Below are 18,555 nucleotides of genomic sequence, written 5' to 3'. Positions count from 1 at the left end.
GTCAGCGCCCCGTTACGACGGGCGTGGGACCGTGGAACCACTAGGCTTGAAAAGTTCTTCAATTCACTAGTTACCATGGAGCGGCCACCAGGGAGGAGATCCGGATGGGCAGGCCCGTGTTCGCCGAGGCTCTGCTGGAGCGGGTGCGTCAGGCGCGAGCGGCTCTGGAGGAGGCGTTGGAGTCCGAGGACGCCTATTCCGTGGCCGTGGCCGAGGACGAGCTGGACGACGCGGTGCGGGTGGCGCGCGGGCTCGGAGTGGATGTCGAGGAAGACCAGATGGAAACGGAAGAGGGGTGATCCAGATGCCCGTTCCCCTCTATGAGGCGAAGGCCGAGTTCTTCCGGATGCTGGGGCACCCGGTACGCATCCGGGTGCTGGAGCTGCTCCAGGACGGACCGAAGCCAGTGCGGGACCTGCTGGCGGCGATCGAGGTCGAGCCGTCGAACCTGTCCCAGCAGCTGGCGGTGTTGCGCCGCTCCGGGATCGTGACCGCGACGCGCACCGGGTCGACGGTGGTCTACGCGCTGGCGGGCGGCGATGTCGCGGAGTTGCTCGCCGCCGCGCGGCGGATCCTGGCCGTGTTGCTCGCCGACCGGCAGGACCTGCTGGCCGAACTGCGGGCGGCGGAGACGACACGGTGACCGGCACCGTCGGGTTCCGGCCACCGTGGCGGCGGCAGTGCGGCGACGGCGATGTCAGCACCGGGCCGGCCGTCGAGCGCGGCGGCGAGGCCGTCCTCGTAACGTCCCGGATTCCTTCGCGGCCCACGCACACAGCAGGGAGATGACACGGTGAGCGAGACAGAGAAGGCCGGTACGGGGCCGGACGACGAGAGCTGGAAGGAGCGCGGCATCAAGCTGCGCGTCTTCATCTACGTCTTCGCCACCCACATCATCGCGGGGTTCGTGATCCTCTTGTTCTACGTGGGCGACCACGCCAATAAGTAGCGGGCACCCTTGGGAACGCGTCGGACCATCACCAGGGCACGACTCCCTTGTCGTCGAACAGCTGCCCGGTGGGGCCGTCGTCGGGCAGCGTGGCCAACCGGATCGCGATCGCCGCGCCCTGCTCGGGCGTCTGCGTACCGCTGAACCCATTGAGGTCGGTGGCCACATAGCCGGGGCAGGCGTTGTTGATCAGGATGTTGGTGTCGCTCAGCTCCTTGGCGTACTGGATGGTGACCGCGTTGAGATAGGTCTTCGTCGGCGCGTAAGCCCCGCTGATCCCTCCGAGGTCGGCATCGGGCGCGGTCTGGAGGGTCAGAGAGCCGACATGGCTGGACTGGTTGACGATCCGCGGGTGGGCCGAGTGGCGCAGCAGCGGCAGCATCGCGTTGGTGACCCGGATGACGCCGATGACGTTGGTCTCCACCAGCCGCCGCACGATCTCCAGGTCGATGGTCGTGGGCGCCTCCGGCCAGCCGCCCGCGGCACCGGCGTTGTTGACCAGCACATCGAGGCGTCCCGCCCGCTCCTCGATCAGCCGCGCGGCGGCGGTCACGCTCCCGTCGTCGGTCACGTCCAAGGGCACGCCGAACGCGTCGGCACCCGCCGCGCGCAGTTTCGCCACGGCCTCCACCCTGCGCCCCTCGTCCCGGGCGCCGACACCGACGCTCCAGCCCAATGCGCCCAGCCCGGCCGCGATCTCGTACCCGATTCCCTTGTTCGCGCCCGTGACCAGCGCGATCGTCTTCTCACTCATGGCAGCCAGCATGGTCGCGCCGCGACCGGGCACCAACACCATCTCGGTAGCGCAGCGATACCCGGGCGACATCGATCGACCGTCCGCGGGAGTTACGGTGCACATATGGAGATACGCGAGCTGCGGTACTTCGTCGCCGTCGCCGAGGAACTGCACTTCGGCAGGGCCGCCCAGCGGCTGGAGATAGCCCAGCCGCCCCTGTCCCGCGCCCTCGCCCGGCTCGAACGACAACTCGGGGTCACGCTGCTGGAGCGCACCAGCCGCAAGGTGACGCTCACCGAGGCCGGAGCCGTGCTGCTGTCCGAGGGGCGCGCGATCCTCAGCGCGGTGGCCACGGCCGAGCGGCGTACCCAGGAGGCCGCGCAAAGGCGTCCCCACCTGGTCCTCGCCGCCAAATCCGGCACCGCCGACGAGTTGCTGGCCAAACTCCTCGACGCCCACCGCGCGGAACCCGGCGCGGCCACCGTCGATCTCCTGCTCTGCGAGGCACATCAGCACCAGAAGTTGCTGAAGAACGGGCAGGCCGATGTGGCTCTGCTGCACTTGCCATTCGATTCGACGGCCGGGCTCGACACCGAAATTCTGTATACCGAGCGGCAGGTGGCGATCCTGCCCACCTCCCACCCACTTGCCGGCCGCTCACGGCTTCGGGCCGCCGAGGTCACCGAACTGCCGGAACTCCCGATGGCTCGCTGGCCCGGTCCCGATGGCGACTATCCGGAGGGACCAGGGGCGGAGGTACGGAATCTGACCCAGCTCTTCCAGCTGATCGCGCTCGGCCGGACGACCGTGATCATCCCCGAGTCCGCCGCCATCGGCCTGCGCCGGGACCTCGCCGCCGTGCCGGTCCTGGACGCTCCGCCCGTGACCACGGTGCTCGCCTGGCCCCCGCAGAGCCGACTTCGCGCGGTGGCCGACCTGATCCGGGTGGCGACACGTGTGGCCGTGGTTCCATGAACGGCGGGTGAGGCTGTCCGTCAGCCCAGCGACGCGCTCGCCGCACGCAGCTCGTCCAGGGCCACCAGGGCGTAGCCGGCCAGCTCGTCCTTGCCGTCGCTGTCGCCCTCGGACCATTCCGCGTACCCCCGTTTGAAGGCGAGGACGCCCAGCTCGCCCGCGAGAGCCGCGGTCGAATCGGGCACGCCGCGGGCGATCAGGGCGGCGGTCATCGCGGCGGCGAGGCTGACGCTCTTGAGGGCGTCCCGCTCCTGGAGCTCGGCGCTGGCGGCGATGGCCGCCTTCAGCCGGGGAGCGAGCTCCCGATTCACGGCGCCCATCGCGCTCGATGCGCGCTCGAGACCGGCGGCGACCGCCTCCAGCGGGCTGGCGTCGGCGGGCGCCTCCGCGATCCCCTCCGCCAGCAGTCGGCTGAGCGTCTCCTGTCCGGCCACCAGCAGCTCGCGCTTATCGGGGAAGTGCCGGAAGAAGGTGCTTTTGGTGACCCCGGCGCGCTCGGCGATCTGCGCGACCGTGGTGGCGTCGTACCCCTGCTCGGTGAACAGGTCGACAGCAGCCACGACGAGGCGTTCGCGCGCCCCTGGTTCCCACCGACCCATGCGCCCATCATACGTGATGGGACTCTTGTCCCATCACCCTGCTAATGTGATGGGACAAGAGTCCCATCACTCGTGGGAGATTTCCATGCACGTCTTTGTCACCGGTGGCACCGGCCTGATCGGTTCCGCCGTCGTCGCCGAACTCCTCGGCCACGGACACACCGTCCTCTCGCTCGCCCGCTCCGAGGCATCCGCGCAGGTCGCCGAGGCGGCCGGCGCCGAGCCGCTCCGGGGAGCCCTCGCCGATCCGGATATCCTTCGCGCCGGCGCCGCCCAGGCCGACGGAGTGATCCACCTCGCGTTCGCCAACGACTTCAGCAGCGCCGAGGCCGTCGCCAAGGCGGTCGCCGAGGAAAGCGCCGCCATCGCCGCCATCGGTGAGGAACTCATCGGCAGCGACCGCCCCTTCGTCACCGTCTCGGGCACGCCCTGGGTGCCGGGCCGCGCCTCCACCGAGGCCGACCCGCCGCCCACCGACGGACCGGTCGGCGGTCGCGGCCTCGCGGTCACGGCGGCCCTGGGGCTGGCCTCGCGCGGGGTCCGGAGCACGGCCGTACGCCTGCCGCGCACGGTGCACAACCAGGGCACCGGCGGATTCGCCGGCCTGCTGACCGACATCGCACGCCGGAGTGGAGTGTCCGGCTACCCGGGCGACGGCGCACAGCGCTGGCCGGCCGTGCACGCGCTCGACGCCGCGGTCCTCTTCCGGCTCGCCCTGGAGCGGGCACCGGCCGGTAGCTCCTGGCACGCCGTGGCCGACGAGGGGGACCAGGTACGTGACATCGCCGCGGTCATCGGCCGACGGCTGGGCCTGCCGGTCGAGTCGGTGCCGGCGGAGACCTACGGTCCGCTCGGCCCGATCTTCGCCGCCGACCAGCCGTCCTCCGGCGCCCACACCCGGCAGGCGCTCGGCTGGGAGCCCAAGCATCCGCGCCTTCTGGAGGACCTGGAGAACATCCAGCCCTGACCGGGGACCGGGACGATCGGGCAGGCCCGCCTCGGGCGCCCGAGGCGGCAGCGGAATCCTCACCCGCGTCGATCGCGGCCGACCGTCCCGGCGCCGCGCCGCCGGCCGAGCGGCGATCGATTCACATCCATCGATTCACATCCATCGATTCACATCCACGGACGACAGTCCACAACCAACAGGAGGTCCCGTCATGGTGACGGTTGTATTCGGCGCCCGCGGCAACGTGGGTCGTCATGTGGCCGATGGCCTGCTGGCCGCCGGTGAGCGGGTCAGGGCGGTCAGCAGAACCCCGGCCGCGGGCTCGACGCCCGGGGTGGAAACGGTCGCCGCCGACCTGGAGCGTCCCGAGACGCTGCCCGCGGCGCTCGACGGTGCCGACAAGGCGTTCCTCTACGGAATGCTCGATCCCCAGAACCCCTACGACATCGAGAAGGTCACCGCGGCGGCCGAAGCCGCGGGGATCCGGCAGGTGGTTCTGCTCTCGTCGGTGTCGGTCCTGAACCCCGACGCCGACCACCCGGTCCCCCGTCAGAACCGCACGATCGAGCAGGCCATCCAACGGTCCGGCATGGACTGGACGTTCATCAGGCCGGGGACGTTCGCCATCAACACCCGCACCTGGTGGGCCGAATCCATCCGCACCGACAGCGTCGTCCGCCTTCCCTACCCGCTGGCGCAGTCGGCACCCGTACACGAGAAGGACATCGCGGCGCTCGCGGTGACCGCACTGACCGAACCGGGCCACTCCCACCAGGCTTACACCATCTACGGGGCCGAGTCCCTGACCCTGCGACGCCAGATCGAGCACATCGGCGAGGCCATCGACCGGCACATCCGGATCGAACACATCTCGGACGAGCAGGCTCGCGCGGAAGTCGGCAGAACGATGCATCCGGCCTTGGCCGAGGCGATCGTGGGTCAGTGGGCCGCCGGCACCGCCGCACCGGCCCCGACCTCCGCCATCGTCGAAAAGATCACCGGCACACCGGCGCACACCTACGCCCAGTGGGCCCTCGGCCACGCCGACGACTTCCGCTGAGCATCCGGGCAAACCCCATGCGGGGCACGATCATCTTATCGAGTTAATACGGGCGGCTCCCCGAGGCCGAGTGGGTGCATCGGCCGCTACTGTTCCCGGGTCTGGGCGGATTCCCGGATGTTTGCCCCCTCCTTTCCTCTTTGCCGGTGACCCGCGCATATACGCCGGCCACCGGCCCCACCGAGGAGCCATGGATGCCCGCGCCCGAGCCTTCCCCTCCGCAGTCGAGCCCCTCTGCGGCCGCTTCCCACTCCGGGGCGTATGTCCTCGCCGAGGCCGCCGCCCGCGCCCGCGACATCAGAGCCGCCACCGGCGGCCGGCCTCTTGTGGCGCGGGTGCCGCCCTTGCCCACACCGGCTCCCGCCGACGCCCCCGCCCCCGCCGCCGAGGCGCGAGCGGCGGGCGGCGCCCTGGATCGGATCCTGCGCGGGCCCAGTGGCCTGGGCACGGTGAGCCTGCGACCGGCCGGGCGCGAGGGCGCGTCGGCGCCCGTGGAGGCACCGGCGGCACCGGCGGCACCGGCGGAAGGCAGCCCGGTCCCGGGCCTCTACCACCATCCGGTGCCGGAGCCCGACCCGGTGCGGGTGGCGGAGGTGGGCCGAAGGATCAAGTCCTGGGCGCTGGACGAGGTCGAGCTGTATCCGGAGGACTGGGAGGACCAGTTCGACGGCTTCTCGGTGGGCCGCTATATGGTCGCCTGTCATCCGGACGCCCCCACCGTCGACCATCTGATGCTCGCCACCCGCCTGATGGTCGCCGAGAACGCGGTGGACGACTGCTACTGCGAGGACCACGGAGGATCGCCCATCGGCCTCGGCGGACGCCTGCTACTGGCGCACACCGCCCTCGACCCCTTGCACACGACGAAGGAGTACCAGCCGCGCTGGGCGGAGTCGCTCCATTCGGACGCGCCCCGGCGCGCGTACCGCTCCGCCATGGAGTACTTCCACGGGGCGGCCAGCCCCTCCCAGGCGGACCGGTTCCGGCACGACATGGCGCGTCTGCACCTGGGGTACCTCGCCGAGGCCGCCTGGGCCCAGACGGACCACGTCCCCGAGGTGTGGGAGTACCTGGCGATGCGGCAGTTCAACAACTTCCGCCCCTGCCCCACCATCACGGACACCGTCGGCGGCTACGAACTCCCGGCGGATCTGCACGCCGGGCCCGCCATGCAGCGCGTCATCGCGCTCGCGGGAAACGCCACCACCATCGTGAACGACCTGTACTCGTACACCAAGGAACTCGACTCCCCCGGGCGGCATCTGAACCTACCCGTGGTGATCGCCGAACGTGAGGGCATCGCCGACCGCGATGCCTATATGAAGGCCATCGACGTCCACAACGAGCTCATGCACGACTTCGAAGCCGAAGCCGCGGCCCTGGCCGCCGCCTGCCCCGTCCCAAGCGTGGGGCGCTTTCTGCGGGGCGTGGCCGTGTGGGTCGACGGCAACCACTACTGGCATCGGACCAACACCTATCGCTACAGCCTGCCCGACTTCTGGTAAGAGAAATGGACTTATCCGTGACCAGCACCGAACTCACCACCGATGCCGCCGTCTCCACCAGCGCCTCCGTGTTCATCCCCACCCCGGGGACGCCCTATCAGGAGGACATCGCCCGCTACTGGGACCGCGAGGCCAGGCCCGTGAACCTGCGGCTCGGCGATGTCGACGGCCTTTACCACCACCACTACGGCATCGGCGACATCGACCGCACCGCCCTCGGCGACGCCGACGACAGCACGTACGAGAAGAAGCTGATCGCCGAACTCCACCGCCTGGAATCGGCACAGGCCGAACTCCTCCTGGACCACCTCGGCCCCATCGAGCGCGACAACACGCTCGTGGACGCCGGATGTGGCCGCGGGGGCTCGATGGTCATGGCCCATCAGCGCTTCGGATGCGAGGTGGAGGGCGTCACGTTATCGGCCAAGCAGGCGAGCTTCGCCAACCGGCGCGCCCACGAACTCGGCATCGAGGACCACGTGCACGCCCACGTCTGCGACATGCTCGGTACGCCCTTCGAGACCGGGCAGATCGCGGCCTCGTGGAACAACGAATCGAGCATGTACGTCGACCTGCACGACCTCTTCGCCGAGCACGCCCGTATCCTCGCGCCCGGCGGCCGCTATGTGACCATCACCGGCTGCTGGAACCCCCGTTACGGCCAGCCCTCGAAGTGGGTCTCCCAGATCAACGCGCACTTCGAGTGCAACATCCACTCCCGCCGGGAGTATCTGCGCGCCATGGCCGACAACCGCCTCGTACCCCAGGCCGTCATCGACCTCACCGCCGCGACCCTGCCCTATTGGGGGCTGCGAGCCACGTCCCCGCTGGTCACCGGCATCGAGGAAGCGTTCATCAACTCCTACAAGGACGGGTCCTTCCAGTACCTGCTGATCGCGGCCGACCGCGTCTGACCACATGCGTTCCGGTGGAAGCGCTCATGGGCTCCCGGGCCTGAGGCACCTTCCGGCGCGTTTGAGCGTGCGGGTGACCGGAGCGCTTTCCACCTGGGCGACGCCGGGCAGGGCGGCGATCGGACCGGTGAGGTAGGTGTGCAGTTCGCGGCTGTCCGCGCAGTTGACGGCCGCGTACAGGTTGGTGGGGCCGGTGGTGGAGGCCGCGAAGGAGACCTGCTGGTGTCCGGCGAGGGTGGTTCCGGCCTCGTCGAGGGCGGCGGGGGCGACGGAGAGCCAGAGCATGGCGGCGCGGGGGCGGTGGAAGACCTGGGGGTCGTAGTCCAGGTCGAAGTAGAGGACTCCGCGGCGTCTGAGCTCCGCCACGCGCCGTTGGGCGGTGGAGGGTGAGCAGCCGGCGGCGTGCGCCAATTCCTTTGTACTGGCGCGTCCGTCGGTGTGCAGGACATGGAGGAGGGCGTGGTCGACGGGGGTGAGCCGGGGTGAATCCGCGGTGTGGCCGGGCAGGGTGAACTCGGCGATCTGTTGCGGAGTGAGAGGGCCGACCTTGTCGAGCGGGCTCTGCGGGCCGCCGAAGTAGGTGTGCAGCAGGCAGTGGGCGGTGAGGCTGGTCACCCGAGGGGTTTTGGGGAGGTTGCGGAGGAGCAGTGGTTCGCCGCCCTCCGCGTTGCGGGTGGTGCAGACGATCTCTGTCCCTCCGGAGGTGACATGCGCCCATACGGTCTCCTCATGGCGGGCCAGCGCATGTGCCACCTCCTCGGTGGCCCCGAAGGCGCAGCGCACACGCAGGAACCATTCCTCCTCGCCGACGGCATGGGGGTAGGTGCGGCCCAGTACGCGCAGGGACGCGGTGGTGCGCAGGTCGGCGTACCGGCGGTTGACCGTCTGCGGTGAGATGCCGAGGATCGCGGCGATCGCCCGGAACGAGGCTCTCCCATCGATCTGGAGGGCGTGGATGATTTTCCGATCGATATCGTCGCTCATGGAACAAAGCCTCGCATCAGCTGTTCCCGACGTTCATCGTCCCACCGTCACGCCACCGCATGGGTCTTGGGCGCATGGGCTCCCCAGACTGGTCGGGAGGCGTCGGTCCGGGGGCCGGCCCGCGGCCGCCCGGAGCCATGGCCTTCCGAACACCCCCGCACAACCATCGAGGAGCGACCGTGACCACCCGCGTCTTCCGCAACGCCCACTTGCTCACCATGGATCCCGCACTGGGCGATGTCGAACACGGCGATCTCATCGTCGAAGGTGACCGCATCCTGGAGGTCGGCACCGGCCTCCAGGCCCCCGCGGGGGCGGAGATCGTCGATGCCACCGACCGCATCATCCTGCCCGGCTTCGTCGACACCCACCGCCATATGTGGCAGGGCGTCCTGCGCGGCATCGCCCCCGGCCACACCTTCGAGCGGTACATGGAAAACATCCTCGGCGACTTCGGCCCCGCCATGACGCCGCGGGACCTGTACACCGGCAATCTGCTCAGCGCCCGCGCCGCCCTCGCGTCCGGCATCACCACCATCCAGGACATCTCCAATATCCAGGACTCCCCCGCGCATACGGACGCCCTGGTCGCCGCCCTACAGGAGTCGGGGATGCGCGCCGTGTTCGCCTACGGCAAGAGCTTCCCCGACATCCTCGCGCACGGCACCGTCCTGCCCGACGACACCCGTCGCGTCCGCGCCGAGTTGCTCGCCGACACCGGCGCCCTGGTCACCATGGCCCTGGTCACCGAAGGCGGCAGCGACGCGGACGAGCGCGCCAACGCCGCCCTGGCCAGGGAGCTCGAGGTGCCTGTCGCCCGGCACTTCTCCTCCCGCCTGTCCGCGGCCCATCTGCGCGACATCGACGCCCTGCGGCCCGGCACCACCTTCATCCACGGCAATGGGCTCGACGCCGAGGAACTGGCCGTCATCGCCGACAACGGCGGCAGCATCTCCATCTCCCCCGCCATCGAGATGATCATGGGGCATGGCTACCCCATGGTCGCCCCGGCACTCGCCCGGCCGAACCTGCCGGTCAGCCTCAGCGTCGATGTCGAAGTCACCGTCGCCGGCGACATGTTCACCCAGATGCGCGCCGCCTATCAGGCAGGCCGCCACGCACAGCACGCCGATGACTCCCGCACCGGGGTCACGGTCCGCGACATCCTGCGCATGGCCACTCTCGACGGCGCCCGCAGCCTGGCCCTGGCCGATCGCACCGGCTCCCTCACCCCCGGCAAACAGGCCGACATCCTCGTCCTGCGCGCCGACCGGCCCGATGTGACGCCGGTCCACGACCCCTACAGCACCGTCGTCCTCCAGATGGACCGCTCGCACATCGACACCGTCATGGTCGCCGGCCATGACCATATCCGTGCCGGGCGCGCCGTCGCCGACAGCTCCGACCTCCTGCGGGACGCGGCCCGGACCGCGCGCCGCCTGGGCGAGGCGAATATCAGCGCCGCATAGCGGACCGCGTTCGCCGGTCACGGCCGTGACCGGCGGAAAGGCCCGTCCCACACCCGTTCCGGCCCGCCACACTCCGCACACCCGAGCCATTGACCTGCACAAATGAAGAAATCCGGCTGGATCACTAACAGCTGAAGAACTGATTGGCGCACACAAACACTCGGTCTCAGCCACATTGGTTCACTGAAAAGTGGCCGAAATCCCGGACACATCCTGTTTAAACATCTCAATCGTCTTGAAATGAAAGGGACATAGCGGATGTTGATGGCACAATTGGTCTGGGGCGGCTAACACGAGACCTCACCGAGCGACAAGGGCGCAATCGCCGCCCGGCATCACGTACTTCACTAGTCCTGAACAGAATCGGTTTAGGCCGAAACTGGGACCCTAAGATCGTTGACCCCCTGAAAGAGGCGCAGTTACCTTAACTAGCGAACCCGTTCAGCAAGGAAAATCCTCTTCAGGGTCACGCATTTGCGGGAATGGCCACCAATAATGGGTGGCCAGGGTCGAATTTCGCTGGACTCGCCGCTCCGATATAGCGAAGCAAGCGGACGTATGTCGTCGATTTCATCGCGCCGTCGTGGCGTTTCAGTGCCCCGGCTGAGCCAATGCAACATCGCCGGCAGTCGGGACGGAGATGAGGGTGATGCACGTGGTGGATTCTGTCTTTGTCATGCCCGGTACGGTGGCTGCCCCGCGCGGAGGCATCCTGTGCGATCTGCACAACCGTTACGAGACCGTACGTGAAACGCTGTCCCGCATCGACAAGGCAGCCCGGGAAATGGGACTGCCCAACATCAGTACCCGGCTTGTCGAACAGAATGAGACCAGCGACCGGCGCGGCCCCGAGGTGCAATATCTGGAAATCTTCGCGGTCAGCATCGCGACGCACCATATGCTGATCGCCGAGGGCGTCAAACCCGTCGCGATCGTCGGGCAGAGCATAGGTGAGCTGTGGGCCCTGGCCGCCGCGGGGCATCTGTCCGTGGAGGACGCCGCGCGTCTGGCCGTGGCGCGGTCCCAGGTACTGACCCAGCAGGGCTGGGGCGGAAAGATGCTCGCGGTCGGAGTGGACGGCCGCCGGGCGGAGTCGCTCGCCGAGCTGATCAACCATCCGCACCTGGTGCTGGCCTGCGAGAACGCCCCTCGGCAGAGCGTCATCAGCGGCCCCGAGGCATTGATCGAGCATGTGGAGCGGGTGGCCGACGCGCTCGGCTGGCCGAGTCTCCAGCTCGACGTCCCGCATCCGACGCATACTCCGGCGATGGCGCAGGCCGCACGGGCCCTGCGGGAAACCGCGCCACGGGTTCCGTACGGTGCCGGGCGCTGGCGGGTGCGCTCCCCATGGATGGGGCGGGATGTCGGCGACGACGACCCGGTCGACCTGGTCGCCGGGGCGCTCACCTCCCGGGTCCGGATGCTGCACACCATCCGTGAGCTGCATGCGGCGGGCGCCGACGCCTTTGTCGAGTGCGGGGAGTGGCCCGTCGTCACCAAGTTCGTCGAGGCGTCGATCCCCGGTGTGCAGTGTGTCGTCCCGCTCAGCGAGAGCGACCCGGTCGAAGCCGTCCGGGCGCTGGTCGCCGACTCCACCGACGTGGGTACGTTCCGCTCGCGCCTGGCGGCACCGTCGCGCAACGGAGATGGTCCCGTCGTACGGGTGAGTGAGCCCGCGTCGGCCGGAGCGGTCGCGACACTCCCCGTCGCCGATCTGCTGACCCGGACTGCCGTGCCCGCGCCCGCGGCCCCGGTGTCCTACGTGGCCCCCGTCTCCGCCCCGGCCCCCGCGGCTCCGGCCCCCCCGGCCGCACCGGTCACGGTCGCCCCGGTCGCGGTCGCCCCGGCCCCTCCGGCCGTCGTCGCCGCCCCGGCCGCCGTCGCCCCGACCGTCGCCCCGGCCGCCGTCGCCCCGGTCGCCTCGCCGTCGCCTGCCGGGCTGGACTACGACACGGTGCTGACGGAGTTGCGGACGCTCTACGGCGACTTCCTGGGCTACCCGCCGGATCTGCTCGGTGAGGACGACGGCCTGGAGGCCGACCTGGGTGTGGAGTCGCTCAAGCAGGTCGCCCTCCTCGGGCGGGTGTCCGACCGGTTCGACCTGCCCGATCTGCGGTCGGATTCCTCTCTGCTGACCGCCGGCACGCTGCGCCGGATCGCGGAGACCGTCGTACGGGCCCGGGCGGAGGCTGCCGGTCGATGACCTCCACCGAGCATCTGCGGGGTCGGGTCGCACTTGTGACAGGGGCCGCGAAGAGCCTCGGCGCGGACATCGTTCGCCGCTTGGCGGGGAGCGGGGCCCACGTGATCGTCAACTACTTCCACTCGGTCGAACAGGCGAAGCTGCTGCGGGCGGAGCTTGAGCAGGCCGGTCACAGCTGCGAGTTCATCCGCGCCTCAGTGGCCAAGACCAGTGAGATCGACCGGATGTTCGACCTGGTCCAGGAGCGGCACGGCGGCCTGGACATTCTGATCAACAACGCCGCGGGCGGGGCCTTTCTGCCTCTGTTCGACATCGATGACACCTACTGGCAGCGGGCGTGGTCCACCAATGTGATGGCGGCCTACCACTGTTCGCGCCGGGCGGCCGAGCTGATGGCGGGAAGAGACGGCGCGAGCATCCTCTGTCTGTCCAGCGTCGGGGCGCATCAGCCGGTTCCGGGTTACGGCCCCGGCGGTGTCACCAAGGCGGCCCTGGAGTCGCTGGTCCGCTATCTGGCACTCGAGCTGGTCGGCCAGGGCATCCGGGTCAATACCGTGCTGCTGGGCTCCGTCGCCAGCGAGATCGTCGTCAACCTCGACGCCCCGGCGGCGACGCCCGGTGGCCCGGCCGAGGCCAGCGAGCTGATGCGGCGTACCCTCTCGACGCCGGAGGCGGCCAGGTTGATCGTCCACCTCCTGCACGAGGACACCGGCTTCATCACCGGGCAGACCATCGTCGCGGACGGCGGCATCAGCATCGGCGGGATGCAGGGCCTGCGGCTGCACAGCAGGCTGGCGGACCAGGTGAGCAAGCCCGCCAGGCGCCAACCGGTGCCCGCGGCGGCGGTGACGACACCGGCCGGACCAAGCCACCCCACCCCCGAACAACCGGCGGCTGCCGACCCGGCGCCCGCGCCCGCACCGGAGCAGGTGGCGGCCCCGGCACCGCGGATGCCCGCACCGGCACAGGCTCCGGTGGCCGCCCCGGCACCGGAGCGAACACCGGAGACCGCCGCGCCGACACCAGTACAGACACCGGCTCCGGCGCCGGAGCGAACACCGGAGGCCCCCGCACCGCCACCGGCCCCCGCGCCGACACCGGCCCCGGTGTTGACACCGGCCCCGGTGTTGACACCGCTCCCGGCCCCGGCACCGGACCACGCGGCGGAGGCGGACCCCGGGGCCGTCGCGGTGGTCGGCCTCGGGCTGGCCCTGCCCGGCGCGAACAATACGGCGGAGTTCTGGGACCGGCTGCGGGAGGGCGCCCTGCTCTCCAGCGAGCCGTCCGCCTTCGATCTGAAGCACTTCTGGGCGCCGACCCGGGAGGACACCGACGCCTTCTACGTTCGCGAGGCCGCGTACGTCCACGGCTTCGTCCCCGACCCCGCCTCGATCGCCGAACCGGACGGGAACGTCGGCCACCCCGGGTGGCCGCGCACCACTCGCTGGCTGCGGCACTGCGCCGTCCAGGCCCTGGCAGGGGTGGGCCGGCGCCCGACGGACCGGTGGCTCGCCGCGACCACCGGTATCCACGACCAGACGGGGCTCGGCCCCCAGGGTGTCGTGCTGGGGGACGAGTACCGGCGCATGGTGCGCGAGGCGATCCCCGCCGATCAGGACGGTGACTGGCTGGCCGAGCTGGCCGACCACGCGATCAGCGCGCACTACGGCGGCGACGGCGGGGCCCCGCAGGCTTATCTGCCCGCATCCGTCTCCCGCGACGCGCTGCGCGGGCTGGTCCCCGACGACTCGCAGCACCTGACCCTCGACGCGGCCTGCGCCAGCGGACTGTTCGCCCTGGACGCGGCGGTGAAGGCGCTGCGCGAGGGCTCCTGCGATGTGGCGCTGGCCGGTGGCACCTCGGTGATCGAACCGATCGGGTTCACCCTCTTCTGCCGGGCCCAGGGCATCTCGATGAGCGGCAGGGTACGCCCGTTCGACAAGGCGGCCGATGGAACCCTCATCGGTGAGGGCTCCATCATGCTCACCCTGAAGTCGTACGCACGGGCCGTGGCGGACGGCGACCGGGTGCTCGGGGTCATCCGGGGCACCGGTCTGGCCGCCGACGGCCGCGGAAAGGGCATCCACGCTCCGGCCACCCGCGGACAGGAGCTGGCGATCGCCCGTGCCTGGGCCGACGCGGGCGTCGAGGCCGACGACGTGGACTGGGTGGTGGCACACGGCACCGGCACACCGGTGGGCGACGAGATCGAACTGCGCTCGCTGCTCTCCCGGCTGGGGCCGCGGAAGCGGGCGTGCCTGCTGACCTCGAACAAGCAGGTCTTCGGGCACACCGGTGTGCTGGCCGGCCTGGTCTCGGTCGCGCACGCGCTGGTCGCTCTGGACCGCGGGGCGGTCCCAGGTCAGCCCGTGGTCACCGATCCGCACCCGCTTCTGGAGGACGGCGCGCGGCTGACCGTACCCGTCAGGGACGCGCCCTGGCCGACGGATGACACACGGCCGCGCGTGGTCGGGGTGTCGTCGTTCGGCCTCGGAGGAGCGGACGCGCATGTGGTCCTGTCCGACCGCGTGCCGTCGGCCGCCCCCGCGCGGCGGCGCGGCGCGGACGCTCCTGCGGACACGGAGCAACTGGTCGTCGTGGGCTGGAACACCCATCTGCCCGGTCTGGACACCGCCCAGGTTCCGGCCTGGCTGAGGGGTGACGGCCCGCTCCCGGAGGCCGACTTCGGCATGCCGTATCCGCTGCCGTCCCCACGTGAGGTGCGCATCCCGCCGCTGACGATGCGGCATATGGACCCCGCCCACCTGATGATGCTCCAGGCCCTCGGCCCGCTGCTCGACCAGCTCGGCGAGCCGGGCGTCAGCCTGCGGCCCACCACGGCGGTGGTGGTGGGGGCGACCCTGCCGACCACGCACAACACCCGGGCCGCGCTGCGGGTGCACGCCGGAGAGTGCGCCACCACGTTCGACATCCTGCCCGACCCGGCGCAGGCGCGGACGCTCAAGGAATACCTCGCCAAGGGGATGGCCGAGGCCAAGGGGGTGATCCCCGGCGACCTGAACGAGGACGACTTCACCGGGGCGGTCTCCTGCATCCTGTCGGGCCGGGCCGCCAACTACTACGACTTCCAGGGCATGGGCACCAGCGTCTACGCCCACCGGGACTCCGCGCACACCGCACTCGACGTGGCCCTGCGCCAACTCCGGCACCGCGCCTGCGACCTCGCCCTGGTCGGCGCGGTGTGCCAGCGGCCCATCAGCGGCTGGGACCGCCACCTCGACGATCTGGTGCCGGAGGGCCGGTCCATCGCGGAAGGCGCCGCCGTCCTGGCGGTCACCCGGCTCTCCACCGCGCTGGAGCACGGCCTGCCCGTCCTGGGCTCGCTCTCCACCGTGGTCGACGCCACCGATCCCGGGTCCGCGGCCACGCTCGCGCACGCCCTTCCCGTGCTGGCCGACACCGGACACACCTACCTGTCGCTGGACGCCCTGCTGACGGTTCTCAAGGCCCTCTCCACCGGAGCGGACACCGTCGTGACACCCGCCGCCGCCGGATCGCCACTGATCCGGTTCACCCCGCCGGCCGGCCCGCGGCACCACGGCCCGGCCCGGGACGAGGTGGCGCGGGCCGTACACACCGGGCCGGAGGGGGCGGCGCGCACCGAGCCGGAGCGGGCCGCGCGCACCGAGCCGGAGCGGTCCGGGCCGGAAGACGCCGAGGACACCGGCCGCCGACAGACCTTCCGATTCGTTCCGACGGCCCCGCCGCGGAACGGCTCGGCCACGGGGTCGATCCCGCCGGGCACCATCGTCATCACCGACGCCCCGGATCTCGCCGCGGCCGCCACCGGCCCGGACATCGCCGTCTGGTCACCGCGGCCGGGCCTCGCCACCCACGTCGCGCCCGAGGAGGCGCCCGGCGCCCTGGCCGACCTGCCGTTCATCCCGCGCCATATCCGGGTCCTGTCCCGGCTGCACGGCCAGGACGACGAGGACGACGGGGGCACCGACGCCGAGGCCACCCGTCTCGAACACCTCCAGGACCTCATGTTCACCACGCTCCAGGCGGCGCTGCCCGCGCTGCGCGCCGGCGGCTCGCTCGGCGCGCTGCTGCTCGGCGCGGTGCCGGACGATCTGCCGCCCCCGCTGAGCGGGCTGTTCACCGGCCTCGTCCGGTCCGTACGGGCCGAGGTCCCGCAGTGCGGCGGAGTGACCCTGCTCAGCGACGCACCGGACGCCGCGACCGCTCTGGACCAGCTGGCGCGGGCGGAGACCGCCCAGGTGCCGACCCACACGCTGGCCTGCCGCGGGGGCGACTGGTTCACCCTGGCCGTCGTCGACGACCATGCGGAGCCGCCCCCGGCGGGGACCCCCTCGCTGCCGCCCGGCGCGGTCGTGGTCGCCTTCGGCGGCGCCCGGGGCATCACCCCCGAGCTCCTCCACGCCATCGCCCGCACCAGCGACCGGCCGCATGTGTACGTCATCGGCCGCACCCCACTGCCGGAAACCGACGACGAGCTGCCGCCGCAGGCCGAGTTCATCGCCTCCGAGCACCGCAGCCGCCCCGGCGCGTCGGTGGGTGAGCTGCGCGCCGCCTACGAGCGGGCCCAGGGGCGCCTGGAGGTACGCCGTACCGTGCGACGGCTGACGGAGCTGTGCGGCCAGGACCGTGTCCACCACCGGGTGTGCGATGTCCTCGACGCCGAGCGCACCGCCGCCGTCCTCGGTGAGATCGTCGATCGGCACGGACAGATCGACCTGCTCATCAACACCGTTCTCGATCTGCGGTCGCGTGCGCTGCACGCCAAGACCCTGACCGATTTCCGGGCGGTCCGGGCCACCAAGGCGACCGGTTACCGCAACCTCAAACGGGCCCTGGCCGGGCGGCCGCCCCGGATCTGGTGCAACTTCAGCACCCTGGCGACGCTCGCCCCCGCGCCCGGTGACATCGACTACTGCGCCGTCAACGAGTACCTCGCGTACGCGAGCGCCTGGGCCCAGCGGCACGGACCGGACGGCCACCAGGAGTTGGCGATCCTCTGGAGCGGCTGGCGGGAGGTCGGCGTCGCCAGCAGCGTCACCATGCGGGAGACCCTCAAACGCAACCAGATGGACGCCTACATCAGCACCGCGCAAGGATGCGCGCAGTTCCTCTCCGCCGTGACCCGGCCACCGGCCGGTGGGGTGGCGTTCTTCATCCGGGAGGAGGAACGCGTCCTGCTGGGCCGGCGTGGCATCGGCACCTACGGTTCCTCCGACGAATTGCGCATCCCCGCCCCGGACGCGCCGCCGCCCGCCCCGCCGGATCCCTCGCTGACCAGTCCGCTGCTCGACGGCGTCCTGCACCGCGGCAAGAACTGGGCCGTCTTCACCAAGACCTGGGATCCGGCCACCCTGGCCGAACGGGACGGGCGGTGGATGCGCCACCACCGCGTCAACGGTGAGTACACACTGGCCGGCACCTTCACCCTCGAAGCCGCGGCCGCCGCGGCCGCGGCCCTCTGCCCCGACCTGGTGGTCACCGGGTTCCGCGGTCTGGTCTGCCGGACGTCGATCACGGTCAGGCTCGCCGGACCGCTGCGCACCGTCGCGGTGGAGGCCCGGGTGATGAGCCGGAGGCCCGGCGGCGCCGAGGTGGCCGTCAGAATGACGGCGCACCGGATCGGCAAGAACGGCAAGGTGCTGCGCTTCAACGACCTGCTGTGCGAAACGACGGTCGTGCTGGCGGATCGCTATCCCGTGCTCACCGGGCCGCCCGACTGTTCGTCCCACGTCCCCGAACCCGATTTCACGATGCCGGTCTACTCCCCCGACCCGCCGATCTCGCTCACCGGCCCGTTCGCCGGCACCAGCGACTACGCCCGCGGGCCGGACGGGAACAGCGCCAGGTTCGGTCTGGACCACGCCGCCTGGGCTCCGGCCCTGGCCGGGATGACCGTACCGGCGATCCTGCTGGACGCGATGGTGCACCTGTTGCTGCTGCCGCCGCGCGGTGACCACCCGCCGCTGGTCGGCCCGATGGCCGGTCTCGACGAGGTCGAGCTCGGCGGGCCGGGCGACGACTGCCGGCTCAGCGCGGAGCACCCGGCCATCCGGCTGCACTGCGACTTCGCCACCGGGGACCTGACCGCCGTGACCGGTGACGGCCGGGTGCTGGCCCGCATCACCGGGGTCACCGCACACCCCTTGGACCACAGCGGAGAACTGGTCCGGCCGCATGCCCGCGTTCCCCAGTCGCCCCTTTCGTGACAG

At 70.9% G+C, this 18,555-nt stretch carries 14 protein-coding genes; 11 read left to right on the top strand and 3 right to left on the bottom strand.

From position 1 onward, the window contains the following. Window positions 1-104: 104 nt before the first annotated feature. The 3 genes from AB0E24_RS34915 to AB0E24_RS34905 all read left to right on the top strand — a co-directional run bounded on the left by AB0E24_RS34915 (window position 105) and on the right by AB0E24_RS34905 (window position 949). Entirely contained in the window at window positions 105-299 is a 195-nt protein-coding gene (locus AB0E24_RS34915; protein WP_069861607.1) for a hypothetical protein, read from the top strand. 5 nt (window positions 300-304) lie between these two features. Next, window positions 305-643 (top strand): ArsR/SmtB family transcription factor, encoded by a 339-nt coding sequence (locus AB0E24_RS34910; RefSeq protein ID WP_069862136.1) that lies wholly within the window; start codon window positions 305-307, stop codon window positions 641-643. Between the two features lie 150 nt (window positions 644-793). After that, complete coding sequence (locus AB0E24_RS34905) at window positions 794-949, top strand: DUF6126 family protein (protein ID WP_167459895.1); 156 nt, start codon at window positions 794-796, stop codon at window positions 947-949. A 28-nt stretch (window positions 950-977) separates the two neighbouring features. On the opposite strand, the gene AB0E24_RS34900 is transcribed toward AB0E24_RS34905, so the two are convergent. Beyond that, complete coding sequence (locus AB0E24_RS34900; RefSeq protein ID WP_359383341.1) at window positions 978-1,715, bottom strand: SDR family oxidoreductase; 738 nt, start codon at window positions 1,713-1,715, stop codon at window positions 978-980. Window positions 1,716-1,808: 93 nt separating this feature from the next. On the opposite strand from AB0E24_RS34900, the gene AB0E24_RS34895 reads away from it, so the two are divergent. After that, window positions 1,809-2,660, top strand: coding sequence for a LysR family transcriptional regulator (locus AB0E24_RS34895; RefSeq protein ID WP_359383188.1), 852 nt, complete (start codon window positions 1,809-1,811; stop codon window positions 2,658-2,660). A gap of 20 nt (window positions 2,661-2,680) precedes the next feature. Here AB0E24_RS34895 and AB0E24_RS34890 read toward each other — a convergent pair whose 3' ends face one another. Then, complete coding sequence (locus tag AB0E24_RS34890; RefSeq protein ID WP_069861599.1) at window positions 2,681-3,259, bottom strand: TetR/AcrR family transcriptional regulator; 579 nt, start codon at window positions 3,257-3,259, stop codon at window positions 2,681-2,683. Between the two features lie 85 nt (window positions 3,260-3,344). Here AB0E24_RS34890 and AB0E24_RS34885 point away from each other — a divergent pair, with 85 nt between their 5' ends. From AB0E24_RS34885 to AB0E24_RS34870, 4 genes are all read left to right on the top strand, one after another. After that, complete coding sequence (locus tag AB0E24_RS34885; RefSeq protein WP_359383184.1) at window positions 3,345-4,226, top strand: SDR family oxidoreductase; 882 nt, start codon at window positions 3,345-3,347, stop codon at window positions 4,224-4,226. A 193-nt stretch (window positions 4,227-4,419) separates the two neighbouring features. Then, window positions 4,420-5,268, top strand: a complete 849-nt coding sequence (locus tag AB0E24_RS34880; RefSeq protein ID WP_069861595.1) for an SDR family oxidoreductase — start codon at window positions 4,420-4,422, stop codon at window positions 5,266-5,268. Window positions 5,269-5,462: 194 nt separating this feature from the next. Further along, the gene (locus AB0E24_RS34875) at window positions 5,463-6,773 is read left to right on the top strand and encodes a family 2 encapsulin nanocompartment cargo protein terpene cyclase (RefSeq protein WP_359383180.1); all 1,311 of its coding nucleotides are present in this window, start codon (window positions 5,463-5,465) and stop codon (window positions 6,771-6,773) included. A gap of 17 nt (window positions 6,774-6,790) precedes the next feature. Beyond that, window positions 6,791-7,687 (top strand): geranyl diphosphate 2-C-methyltransferase, encoded by an 897-nt coding sequence (locus AB0E24_RS34870; protein WP_359383177.1) that lies wholly within the window; start codon window positions 6,791-6,793, stop codon window positions 7,685-7,687. Between the two features lie 24 nt (window positions 7,688-7,711). Here AB0E24_RS34870 and AB0E24_RS34865 read toward each other — a convergent pair whose 3' ends face one another. Next, the gene (locus AB0E24_RS34865; RefSeq protein WP_359383174.1) at window positions 7,712-8,671 is read right to left on the bottom strand and encodes an Lrp/AsnC family transcriptional regulator; all 960 of its coding nucleotides are present in this window, start codon (window positions 8,669-8,671) and stop codon (window positions 7,712-7,714) included. Window positions 8,672-8,850: 179 nt separating this feature from the next. On the opposite strand from AB0E24_RS34865, the gene AB0E24_RS34860 reads away from it, so the two are divergent. From AB0E24_RS34860 to AB0E24_RS34850, 3 genes are all read left to right on the top strand, one after another. Beyond that, window positions 8,851-10,140, top strand: coding sequence for an amidohydrolase family protein (locus AB0E24_RS34860; RefSeq protein WP_359383171.1), 1,290 nt, complete (start codon window positions 8,851-8,853; stop codon window positions 10,138-10,140). 655 nt (window positions 10,141-10,795) lie between these two features. Then, window positions 10,796-12,343 (top strand): acyltransferase domain-containing protein, encoded by a 1,548-nt coding sequence (locus AB0E24_RS34855; protein WP_359383168.1) that lies wholly within the window; start codon window positions 10,796-10,798, stop codon window positions 12,341-12,343. Continuing rightward, on the top strand, window positions 12,340-18,552 hold the full coding sequence (locus AB0E24_RS34850; protein ID WP_359383166.1) for an SDR family oxidoreductase: 6,213 nt from the start codon (window positions 12,340-12,342) through the stop codon (window positions 18,550-18,552). The genes AB0E24_RS34855 and AB0E24_RS34850 overlap by 4 nt, the downstream gene beginning before the upstream one ends. Window positions 18,553-18,555: the final 3 nt, after the last annotated feature.

This window comes from Streptomyces malaysiensis subsp. malaysiensis, from assembly GCF_040653035.1.
GTDB classification, from domain to species: domain Bacteria; phylum Actinomycetota; class Actinomycetes; order Streptomycetales; family Streptomycetaceae; genus Streptomyces; species Streptomyces malaysiensis.
Note: the sequence above shows the minus strand (reverse complement) of the source record. Positions and strands in the feature narration are given on the sequence as shown.